Here is a 12,240-nt window from a genome sequence, read left to right as displayed (position 1 = left end):
CCTCCACCATTTTATATAAGGTCATATTTAATACCATAGATAATCCTATTAAATTTAACTGATAAAGCATTAAGAATTCTTAAGTATTTTACTTTTTACATAAAATCAAAGAAGCTCAGTTGATCACTTTCTGGCAGACCCTTTAAGCAGCCAAACTTTTTAAGTAAATCTATACCTGCATTTCCAATCTTACCTCGCTTCTTAACATCTTCTACAGAGCTTAGGGGTTTTTCTTCATGGGCAGCACTATAAATACCTTCTGCTGCAACATTACCCATGCCTGCTATGCTGTTAAAAGGTGGTCTTAAGCCTTCTTCCTCTACTATAAATTTTGTAGCGTGAGATTTATATAAGTCAATTGGCAAGAATCTTATACCCCTCTCATACATTTCAAGAACAATTTCTAAATCATCATACATATCCTTATCTTTAGGCGGGGCTGCATTTCCCATTATTTCTATTTCCTTCATCTTTTCCTTAACTTTTTCTTTTCCGAAAATCATAAATTCTGAGTCAAAAGCCTTTGCTCTTATGGTGAAATAAGCAGCGTAGTAAGCCTTAGGTATATGTACCTTAAACCAGGCAATTCTAAAGGCCATCATAACATAGGCTGCTGCATGGGCCTTAGGAAACATGTATTTTATTTTTCTACATGAATCAATGTACCATTCAGGAACCTCATGTTCCCTCATTAATGCCTCATATTCAGCCCACTTAACAGGATCCTTTAAAGCCTTTCCTTTACGAACCAGTTCCATAATCTTAAAGGCAGTATTAGGAGGCAGACCCTTCTTAATAAGATAAATCATAATATCGTCTCTAGTACAAACTGCTTCACTTAAGGTAACTATTCCTGCATCTATTAAGTCCTTTGCGTTACCAAGCCATACATCTGTACCATGAGAAAGTCCTGATATACATATTAAATCAGTAAAGGCTTTTGGCATAGTATCTAGAAGCATTCCTCTTACAAACTTAGTACCAAACTCAGGAATACCAAAGGTTCCAACCTTAGAATTTATCTGCTGTGGTGTTACTCCTAATGCCTCTGTGGATGAAAATATAGACATAGTTTCTCTATCATCCATAGGTATCTTTTGTGGATCCACTCCTGTAATATCTTGCAGCATTCTTATAACTGTAGGATCATCATGGCCTAATATATCAAGTTTCAATAAATTTTGATCAATAGAATGGTAATCAAAATGTGTTGTTATAATGTCTGAATCAGGGTCATCAGCTGGATGCTGCACTGGGCAGAATTCAAAGATTTCTCTTCCCTTAGGAACAACTATAATTCCACCTGGATGCTGTCCTGTAGTTCTTTTTATGCCCGTACAGCCCTTTGAAATTCTAATGATTTCTGCCTTACTTACTGTACGATTTTTTTCCTCATAATACTTTTTTACATAGCCAAAGGCTGTTTTCTCTGCAATAGTACCTATAGTACCTGCCTTAAAGGTAGTTCCCTTTCCAAATATAACCTCTGTATATTTATGAGCCTTTGCCTGATATTCACCTGAAAAGTTTAAATCTATATCTGGTTCCTTGTCTCCATTAAAGCCTAAGAAAGTTTCAAATGGAATGTCTATGCCATCCTTAGATAGCGTTTCTCCGCATACAGGGCATAACTTATCAGGCAGATCAAATCCATTTTTAAGTCCATAATCCGTAAAGTCTGAATACTTGCATTTTTTGCATCTGTAATGAGGCGGCATAGCATTTACCTCTGTAATTCCTGTCATATAGGCTACAACTGAGGAACCGACAGAACCTCTAGAACCAACTAAATAGCCATCTTCATTTGATTTCCAAACAAGCTTTTGCGCAATAATATACATTACTGAAAAGCCATTTTTTATTATGGAATCTAACTCCTTATCTAGTCTATGCTGAACAATTTCAGGCAGCGGGTTTCCATATAGTTCATGAGCCTTTCCAAAGGCAATATCCTTAATGGTCTGCTCACAGCCATCAATGTGTGGTGGGCACTTTTCTGGCGAAATAGGACTAATCTGCTGACACATATCTGATATTAAATTGGTATTTGTAACCACCACCTCATAGGCCTTTTCTCTTCCTAAGTAAGAAAATTCCTGAAGCATTTCCTCAGTAGTTTTTAAATACAAGGGAGCTTGATTATCTGCATCCTTAAAGCCCTGTCCTGCCTCTAATATACGCCTGTATATCTCATCCTCAGGATCCATAAAATGAACATCTCCTGTAGCTACAACAGGTTTATTTAATTTTTCACCAAGGGCTACAATCTTTTTATTAATTTCTTTTAAATAATCCTTGTCAGGCACCTGTTCAGTTCTTACCAAATAATCATTATTGCCTAGAGGCTGTATTTCCAAATAATCGTAATCTCCTGCAATAGCTTCAATTTCTTCATCAGCTTTTCCGAGTAGTATTGCCTGATAAAGCTCTCCTTCACTGCAGGCACTTCCAATAATTAAACCCTCTGAATACTTTTTATACATGCTCTTTAATATACGGGGTTTTTTATAAAAGTAATCTAAATTAGAATAGGAAACTAGCTTATATAAATTCTTTAGACCAGTATAATCCTTAGCTAGAATGATTGCATGATAGGTTTTAAGCTTTTTAAATTCCTCTTTTTTAGCTTCTTCATCAGAGCCGTATATATCAATATCTTGAAGACTTTCTGCTCCTCTTTCTTTCAGCTTTTCAAGCATTATTTTAAAAACCTTAACCGTAGTATCCACGTCATCTAGGGCTCTATGGGCAACCTCAACCTTTATTCCAAGGTTTTTAGCAATTCTTCCTAGTTTATAAGTTTTAAAATCAGGAAAGAGTTCTTGTGCTAAAGTTAAGGTATCCAAATAGGTAAAATCAAAATCATAACCTAATACCTTTGCATTATGCTTTAAAAAACCTACATCAAAGGAAGCATTGTGAGCAACTAAAACACTGTCCTTAATAAAATCCAGCATTTGGGGAAATATACTGTCTATGGTTTCAGCCTCTCTTACCATATCATCAGTTATATTAGTAACCTCAACAACTCTTAAAGGTATAGGTTTTTCAGGATTTACAAAGGTACTAAACTCATCTATTACCTTTCCATCCTTATATTTCATAATCCCTATTTCAGTAATTTTTTCAGTTATAGGTGAAAAGCCTGTTGTTTCCAAATCCAGTACACAGTAGGTAGTATCAATACTTTGTCCCTTTAGGTTTGTTACAGATGACCTTTTATCTGGGGCTAAATAGGCTTCAACTCCATATAAAATCTTCATATCAGGATTGTCTCTTCCTAAAAGCTTATGGGCCTCTGGAAAGGCTTGAACAACTCCATGATCTGTTATGGCAATGGATTTCATCCCCCAACTCATTGCCCTTTTAATTAAATCAGCTGCACTGGTCATGGCATCCATTTGGCTCATCTGTGAGTGCATGTGAAGCTCTACCCTCTTAACCTCTGCCTTATCCTGTCTCTTTAATTTCTTTATTCCTTCAGTCTCAATAATAGTATTTGCTATCATTTCAACTTCCCCGGAAAACTTACTGTAGCTTGCATTTCCACATAACTTAACACCTTTGGCTTTTTTAAGCCTTGGTAAGACCTCCTCCTCTTCACCTGGCTTTAAAAAGGACTTACAGGTCATGGAACTTGAACCGTCATAGAGATCAAAGGAAACTAAAGTTTTTCCGCTTTTTAATTCCTTGGACTCCATATTAGATATTTCACCTTCAAGTGCAATTCTTCCTTCGTCAGGTGTAATATCAGTAATTTTAATTACAGCTTCCTTTATTTTAGAATTTCTTCCTAATATGAGGGTTGAATCTCCTTTTTTAGCCTCTGGCTCTGCCTTTGTTTCTACTTTTTTTTCATTAACTTCCTTTGGCAGCTTTGGAGTATCCACTATTTCCTTATGAGCCAGAATAATTTCACTAGCATGGGACTTCTCTTCCATCCTTAATAATTCATCACTGCTTACTTTATCAATAAAATTTATTTTATATTCTGTGCCATATAAACTTTTTATGGCATTATATATCTTTTTATCATAATCCATGGCTTTTAAAAAATCTGAAACAGCTATTTTAAAATTAAAATTTATAGTATTATTAATAACTTCATATTCGCAATTATTCTGAACTGATTTTAAGGCGGGATATTTACCAGATAGAGAAATAATAATATTTTTCAGTTCTACATCTATTGGCTTTTTATCTGTTCCATCAGCATAATTTACAGTGATTATAGACTCTTCTATGCTAAACCTTTCTCTTATAAATCTATTAAATGGTTCAAATTCTTTTATCTCAATATATTTATCTGAGCTTAGCTTCATTTCTAGCGCTTTAGTTTTCTTACTAAAGACTACGGATTCTACAACAGCAGTATTTATATTATTTCCTGCCTTATAATCACTAAAAATTTCATTTATTCTTTTCATGGTACCTTTAGCCTTCTTCCTAAAATTTTTAGTATGATATTATTATATAAGAAGGTTTATTTTTTGTCATGTAGCAAAAAGTATGTATTAAGGCACATTTTATAATAGAATGCCACATACATGTAGATAATCCTTGCTTGCAGTTTTTTCCTCACATCTTATAGAATATTTGTATTAAAGCCTCTTCCATCTACCTCGGAAGCATCAAGTATTGAAATAATAGCATTGTTATCTATTTTTAAAACTCCAAATTTAAATGTAGGCAGTTTTGATACATGGACTATACAATATATAACTTTTCTTTCATTACCTACAAGTGACTTACCCTCTAATATAGCGGCTCCATGAAATTTATAGTCTTCAATAAATTTGCATACTTCTTGCTGCTTTTCAGTAATTATAAGTAACACCTTTTTTCTTGATAAACCATGAATGATTTTATCTGTAACAAAACCTGATATATACATACTCATTAGTGTATATAAAGCTATGGGTATTCCATTTAACAACATCCCGATAAATACTACTACACAATTTACAATAAACCCCAGCTGCCCTACATCGAAGCTGTCATATTTCTTTTTGACTAGCATTACTACAATATCCATGCCGCCTTCAGACCCATGATTTGCATAGGCTAAGCCATGCCCCGTACCCGTCAATATTCCTCCATAGACGCAAAGTAGGAGTGTGTCATGGACTGATATAATACTTGTTAAGTTTTGTGTAAGTACAAGAAATAATGATAAGGAAAGCGTTCCAAGTGTGCTGTAAAAAGTAAACCTTTTACTTAACATCCTGTAACTAAGTAGGAGTAATGGAATGTTTCCAATTAGCACAGTATATCCAGCAGGAACTTTTAGGGCATACTGTACCAAAATTGCTATACCTGACAATCCAGCACTAAATAACTTTGCATTTATCAAAAACATGTTTACGCCAATTGAAGCTATGAAACATCCTGCAATAACTAAGGCTGCATATTTTATATTTTGCCTATTAAATATTTCACGTCTCAGCATAATACTCCCCTTAATTAAATAATTTCTTTTTAACTTATCTGACTTAAGCACTTGCATCAATGTATCTAACTATTCTTTCACATATCTCATGAGTAATTAGTGAATCATCAATAGATGGAACAGGAGTCTTATTATTTCTCACACAATCTATAAAATGATCTACTATTTGATAAAAGCCACGTTTATATAGCGTTGGCTCCCAATCACCAAATTTTATTATGTTCACTTCTTTATTGTGATAATGTGTTGTTTCAACAAGACTGTTTACTACGTATTTATCATGGCCTGTCATATATTCTATTACTTCTTCAGTAACACCGCCATTTCTGTTCATAACGCCAATTGCTATGCAGCCTTCTCCCACTAGCTGTATTACAAGGCTATGGAGCATTTCCCCTTTCTTAAGGCACTCTACTTTTAGATCCTTAACCTCAGTATCCATTAGAAACCTAAGGGTATCAACCACATGTATAAAGTCTTCTACAATAAACCTTCTTTTATGGTCTGGTAAAGAATACCTATTCTTTTGCATAATTATTATATTTGCTTTACCATGTTCCTTTAGCTCTTTCACCCTTGGTATAAATCTTCTGTTAAATCCCACCATTGCAATTTTACCGCTTTTCTTTGCAAGTTTAACAATTTTTTGAGTTTCATCGAAGTTCATAGATATAGGTTTATCTATATAAGTATTAATGCCATTCATAAGCAGTTTTTCCGCGACTTCAAAATGAGCCTCAGTTGCAGTACTTACAAATGCAGCATCAATGCCTTTAGAAATGAGTTCATCTACATTTTGTACGGTTTCAAGAATTCTATATTTTTTTGACAAGCTATTTAATGTATCATTATTTCTTGTACATAACACCAAGTCTATACCCTCCTTTTCAGAAAGTACAGGTAAGTAAGCCTTTTTAGCAATGTCACCTAAACCAATAATTCCAATTTTCATTTCAATCCCTCTTATTACATTTTATATACTTCCCAGTTTATCATCTACCAAAGCAATACTTTTTTATCTATACATAAAATTATATCATATAGGTACATATAAAGTTCACCAATTATTTATATAGGATATAAATAATTGAAGGTTCATATTTTTACTTGGCATCCACCTTTATAATAAAATGGATAAATTATGGACTTAGTGCTTATAATACCAATAATGAAATTTCTATTAAAACTTATGATTAATAATATGAGGTGATTTTATGCGGATACCTAAGCATATTGGCATTATTCCAGATGGAAATCGAAGATGGGCAACTTCAAATGGAAAAAGTAAAGAAGAAGGGTATGGCTCTGGACTTGAGCCAGGATTAGCTCTCTTTAAGCTATGTGAGCAAATTGGTGTTAAAGAAATAACCTATTATGGTTTTACAATAGATAATAACAAACGGCCATTAATTCAAAGACAATCTTTTACCAAAGCTTGTGTTAATGCTGTTAAAATGCTAGCAAAGGAAAATGCTTCATTGCTAGTAATTGGCAACAGTGAATCTTCCATGTTTCCAAAGGAACTGGCTAGTTATACCACAAGGAAAACCTTTGGCAATGGCAAAATAAAAGTTAATTTTCTTGTTAACTATGGATGGGAATGGGACTTATGCAACTTGAAGACTGCTAATAATAATAAGTTGAATATAATTAACAACATAAAATCCTCCGATATATCAAGAATTGATTTAATTATTCGCTGGGGAGGCCGAAGGAGATTAAGCGGTTTTCTACCAGTACAATCTATTTATGCTGACTTTTACGTACTTGATGAGTATTGGCCAGACTTTGAACCCAGCCACTTCTATAGGGCATTAGAATGGTATAATAAACAGGACATAACCCTTGGTGGGTAAAAGCTTTAATGGGCGCAAAAATAACTACATGTCTTAAATGCGAGACATGTAGAGAAAGTATAAAAATAGTTATTTCAATTTAAAATGCGTAGGAATCTTAATATGGAATATCTTTTCGAAAAGTTTTAAGTGTACATAGATTGGTGCAGTATATCTTTTATAATTAGTTATACTAATTATTAAAGCCAAACCTGATAGAACTATTGCACCTCCAAGAATCTTGTTAATAACAGACATTTTTTTAAAGCTCAAATGTTCATGAAACCTTCCTGCCAAAAGCACAAGAATAATCCACCATATAAGACTTCCACAAAACACACCTAATATTAAAAATATTCTTTGATAGACACCATGACCTATATTTTTTGAACCATACCCCGTAAATACAAAAAGAAACGAAAATACTGTAGAAGGATTTGCAAATGCAAGTAAAAAAGTTGATATGAAATTTTTAGCTAAAGTCTTACTAGTTGGTATCTCATTTATTTCTTCTTTTTTTGATAAAATGCCATGAAGGCCAAAAAAAACTAATATTAACCCACCAAATAAGCGAAAATAATGTTGATATCTTGCAATGAACTTAGCAATTACAGTAATACCCATAGCAGCAATGGTTGCATAAATTGAATCCGCTGCACATGAACCTAAGCCTGCAGCAATTCCAAAGGCGGCTCCGTTAGCAAGTGTAGTCCTAAGACATAGTGCTCCAATTGGTCCAAGGGGCATGCCAGTTATTAAACCTATAATTATTCCTTTGAAAAAGAGCTTTAACATTAGCTTTCCTCCTTAGGTCGGAAACACTGAGTAGTTTACCGTACTAGTTCACACTCGCAATTAATTTTTGTGCTCAGTATATTTGAATACATTATAAATATAAATTCCCTATATTCAAAGAAGATTATTCATAATGTATAATTCTATTCAGTAAATTCTAAGTTATATTCCTCATGGATTTATATAAGGTACTAACTAATAGAATTATTATACTCAAATGACCATAATAGATATAGTTTAAATTAAAAAAATGGAGGTTGCAAGTATGTGGAATGAAAGAATATGAGATATAATCTATGAGAACTTTAAATTATAGGTTAAAGGAGAAGACCTTATTAATTTAGTAAGCATAGAAAAAGGATATTAGAGCAGCGTACTTGCACTAATATCCTTTGGTTTTACTTGCTATATATGATTTTGCCTTCGCTAATTGTTAAGCTGACATCTAGTTCCTCGTCAAATATTACTAGATCAGCATCCTTACCGATTTTAATGCTTCCTTTTATATTATCTAAATCAATTAATCTTGCTGGGTTCAAGCTTGCCAAAGCAACAGCTTCATAAATCTTAAGATTAGTATATTTAAGTATATTAAAAACTGCTTTATTTAAAGTTAAAATACTTCCTGCCAATGTTCCATCTTCCAGCCTTGCGGAATGATTTTTAACAATTACCTTCTGCCCTCCAAGCTCCCAATCTCCATCCTTCATACAGCCTGCTCTCATAGAATCTGTAATTAGAATCATTTTGTCTTTACCCTTAGCATTTAGCATAATTTGAAATATATCTGGATGTAGATGTATAGTGTCAGCAATTATTTCAAAGGTAACATTGCTTCTTAGTACAGCACCTACAACTCCTAGCCTTCTATGTCCAAAAGGTGTCATAGCATTGAAGGTATGAGTTGCATGGCTTATACCATATCTTACAGCTTCCATTGCAGTTTCAAAATCTGAATTTGTGTGCCCCATAGATAAAACAATATCTGTATCTTTTTTCACTTCTTTAATAAATTTAAACTCATTATCCTCTTCAGGCGCCATAGTAATTATTTTTATTAAATCTAAGTAATCCTTTATAAATTCAAAATCAGGCTTAATTATATAGTCTTTTTGCTGGGCTCCCTTATATTTTTCACATATAAAAGGGCCTTCCATGTGTGCGCCAAGAATTTTAGCACCATTTATTGCTTCCTTCTTGGCAAGCTTTATTGTATCTAATGCCTCATAGATTTTTTCCTTTGACATTGTCATTGTTGTAGGCAAGAATCCGGTAACTCCATTTTGTGCTATGGTTTCACTAATTGTTTTAAGTGCTGAGATCTCACCGTCCATAGTGTCCTTTCCCCCAGAGCCATGAATATGAACGTCTATAAATCCGGGAGAAACATATTTCCCTTCTGCATCTATAATTTTTGAAGCCTTGTCAGATATTTCTTGGTTGTTGAAACATTCTTCATCTATTATATCTACTATTTTATCATTAAAAATTAGGATCTTATTCTCTAAGATTTGATCTTCTAAGATAATCTTTCCATTTTTTATGCAAATTAAATTTTCATTCATAAATAATTACCACCTTTATCGTTTATTTTGCGTTATAAACGTAGTTTTTCTACGTTTTTATTATATCATACTTAAAAAAGCCTTAAGTAATTTAATTTCACTCTAAAACTTCTAAGATAATTTTCTTATTTAGTTAAGCTTTTAATGAATATTATATTAATTGTAAAAATAACCTCGCAAGTAATTTTTACTTGTCGAGGTTATTTTAATTTTATAGGATCAGATTATTTTTATTTACATAACTTCTTAAATTCATCAGCTACGAATTGTACTTGTGTTCCTACTATAACCTGCAGACTGTTTTTACCAGGTCTGATTACACCTGCAACGCCAGCAGATTTTATAACTTTTTCATTTACAACTGCCTGATCCTTAATTGTTAAACGTAATCTAGTTACACAGTTGTCTATTGAAGTTACGTTTTCCTTTCCTCCAACGCCTTGTAATATAAGAGATGCTACTTGAGTATAGTCATTGTTTGCAAGTACTACATTTACTTCGTCATCTGTATCATCTTCTCTACCAGGTGTCTTTAAGTTCCATTTTGTAATTGCAAAACGGAATACTACATAGTAAATCACTCCAAATACTAAACCTATTAGTATTAACATCAGTGGATTTTCAGCCATTGGAGCCCTAAAGCTTAAGAACCAATCAACGAAACCTGCACTAAAGTTAAAACCAGCTCTTACTGGTAATAGTGTACATACAGCTGCAGAAATACCAGTTAAAATTGCATGTATTAAATATAAAGGTGGAGCTAAGAACATAAATGCAAATTCTAGTGGTTCTGTAACACCAGTAAAGAATGAAGATAATGCACCTGCCATTAATAAGCCATATGCTAATTTCTTCTTCTTGTCCTTAGCAGTATGATACATAGCTAATGCAGCTGCTGGAAGACCAAACATCATTACTGGGAAGAAGCCAGTCATATACATACCAGTTGTTCCTAGAGTTCCTTTACCTGACCAGAAATTACCCAGGTCATTAACTCCAGCAACATCAAACCAAAATACTGAGTTAAGTGCGTGATGAAGGCCAGTTGGTATTAGTAATCTATTAAGGAATGCATAGATACCTGCTCCAATAGCACCAGTTGAAACTATTGATTTACCGAAAGTTACAAGTCCTTCGTAAACTACAGGCCATATAAAGAATAATATAAGGGCTGCTAAAATTGACATTCCTGCTGTTACTATGGCAACACATCTCTTACCGCTAAAGAAGCCTAATGCATCTGGTAACTTAGTTCCTTTAAATTTGTTGTAGCAATAAGCACCAATAAGTCCTGCTGCAATACCAATGAATTGAGTTTGAGTTTTAGCAAATGCTGGATCAACTAATTTAACATCAATGTGTCTAAACATTGCTACAGAAGCTGGAGATAATAAGGTTGTAATCATGAGCCAGGATACAAGACCTGCAAGACCTGCTGTACCGTCATTGTCATCTGACATACCCACAGCTACACCAATTGCAAATAAGATTCCCATGTTGTTGATTAATGCACCACCAGCTGTTAACAAGAAAGCTGCTATTACATTGTTTGCACCCCAGCCATCATGGTCAATCCAATAACCGATACCCATTAAAATACTAGCAACAGGTAAAGCAGCTACTGGAAGCATTAATGATTTTCCTAGTCTTTGTAGAAATTTCATCATAATAAGGTTCCCCCTCCATATAATTATTTATTTTAAGGATTTTTACATCCTTAAATACAGTTTTATTAGATAAATAAAAAAGCTGAAAAGGACAAATGATTTATTATCCTTTTCAGCTAATGCCCAAATTTAATCGGTTACACGCTTGAAAACATTTTCTATTTTTTATAATCTTATATTAACCTATATTTTGCATTTAATCAATACCTTTTTAAGAACTTCTTAATAAATTTTAAATTTTTCTTAAATTATTGACACTAGTAATATAAAAGAATATAATAAAAGCGTAAATATGTTACTGTTAAATCAGGCATGAGTTTACTGTTATAGAAAACTTATGTCTTTTTTTATTTGCTAAATTTGTTCAAGAAAATAAAGTGACGAAAGGATGTGAATATTCCTAACTAACAGGAATATATTATGTTTAATTTTTTAAAAAAGAATTTAACCAAAGAAGTAAAATTAGTTGCTCCAGTAAGCGGTAAAACAATAGATTTATCTAAAGTACCAGACGCTGTCTTTTCTGAAAGGTTAGCTGGTGATGGAATTGCTATAGAACCAACTGGTAATGTAATAGTTGCCCCTTGTGATGGAGAATTAACCTTAGTGTTTAAAACTCTACATGCTTTTGGATTAACACTTGAAAATGGAATTGAATTATTAGTTCATATAGGAATTGATACCGTATCCCTAGATGGTGAAGGCTTTGAGCAATTGGCTGAAGCTGGAACAAAGGTTAAAGCAGGAACACCAATTATAAAAATAAATAGAGAAGTAATTCTAGGTAAAGGCTATTCATTAATAACACCAGTATTAATTACTAATATGGATTTAGTAAAAGATTTAGAAACTAATCTTGATAAGAATGTCTCTGCTGGAAAAGATGAAATTATCAGTTTTAGCCTGTAAAATATTTAACTACACAAAAA

At 33.1% G+C, this 12,240-nt stretch carries 8 protein-coding genes; 2 read left to right on the top strand and 6 right to left on the bottom strand.

Annotated features, from left to right (window positions below):
* Positions 1-95 precede the first annotated feature (95 nt).
* From polC to ACJDUG_RS03855, 3 genes are all read right to left on the bottom strand, one after another.
* Positions 96-4,427 (bottom strand): DNA polymerase III subunit alpha, encoded by a 4,332-nt coding sequence (gene polC, locus ACJDUG_RS03865; RefSeq protein ID WP_406768564.1) that lies wholly within the window; start codon positions 4,425-4,427, stop codon positions 96-98.
* Between the two features lie 158 nt (positions 4,428-4,585).
* Complete coding sequence (locus ACJDUG_RS03860) at positions 4,586-5,449, bottom strand: YitT family protein (protein WP_406768563.1); 864 nt, start codon at positions 5,447-5,449, stop codon at positions 4,586-4,588.
* 43 nt (positions 5,450-5,492) lie between these two features.
* Positions 5,493-6,401 carry a Gfo/Idh/MocA family protein gene (locus tag ACJDUG_RS03855; protein WP_406768562.1) on the bottom strand — a complete coding sequence of 303 codons (909 nt, stop codon included), beginning with the start codon at positions 6,399-6,401 and terminating at the stop codon, positions 5,493-5,495.
* Between the two features lie 262 nt (positions 6,402-6,663).
* Between ACJDUG_RS03855 and uppS the strand changes: the two genes are divergently transcribed.
* A complete protein-coding gene (gene uppS, locus ACJDUG_RS03850) occupies positions 6,664-7,305 on the top strand; it encodes a polyprenyl diphosphate synthase (protein WP_406768561.1) in 642 nt (213 codons plus the stop codon).
* A gap of 69 nt (positions 7,306-7,374) precedes the next feature.
* Here the strand turns inward: uppS and ACJDUG_RS03845 are convergent, their stop codons facing one another.
* The 3 genes from ACJDUG_RS03845 to nagE all read right to left on the bottom strand — a co-directional run bounded on the left by ACJDUG_RS03845 (position 7,375) and on the right by nagE (position 11,311).
* Positions 7,375-8,079, bottom strand: a complete 705-nt coding sequence (locus ACJDUG_RS03845; protein WP_406768560.1) for a LysE family translocator — start codon at positions 8,077-8,079, stop codon at positions 7,375-7,377.
* 398 nt (positions 8,080-8,477) lie between these two features.
* A complete protein-coding gene (nagA, locus tag ACJDUG_RS03840; RefSeq protein ID WP_406768559.1) occupies positions 8,478-9,644 on the bottom strand; it encodes an N-acetylglucosamine-6-phosphate deacetylase in 1,167 nt (388 codons plus the stop codon).
* Positions 9,645-9,874: 230 nt separating this feature from the next.
* Positions 9,875-11,311, bottom strand: coding sequence for an N-acetylglucosamine-specific PTS transporter subunit IIBC (gene nagE, locus ACJDUG_RS03835; protein WP_406768558.1), 1,437 nt, complete (start codon positions 11,309-11,311; stop codon positions 9,875-9,877).
* Between the two features lie 420 nt (positions 11,312-11,731).
* Here nagE and ACJDUG_RS03830 point away from each other — a divergent pair, with 420 nt between their 5' ends.
* A complete protein-coding gene (locus ACJDUG_RS03830) occupies positions 11,732-12,220 on the top strand; it encodes a PTS sugar transporter subunit IIA (protein WP_406768557.1) in 489 nt (162 codons plus the stop codon).
* Positions 12,221-12,240 lie beyond the last annotated feature (20 nt).

Source organism: Candidatus Clostridium stratigraminis, assembly GCF_045310675.1.
GTDB lineage: Bacteria > Bacillota > Clostridia > Clostridiales > Clostridiaceae > Clostridium_AT > Clostridium_AT stratigraminis.
Note: the sequence above shows the minus strand (reverse complement) of the source record. Positions and strands in the feature narration are given on the sequence as shown.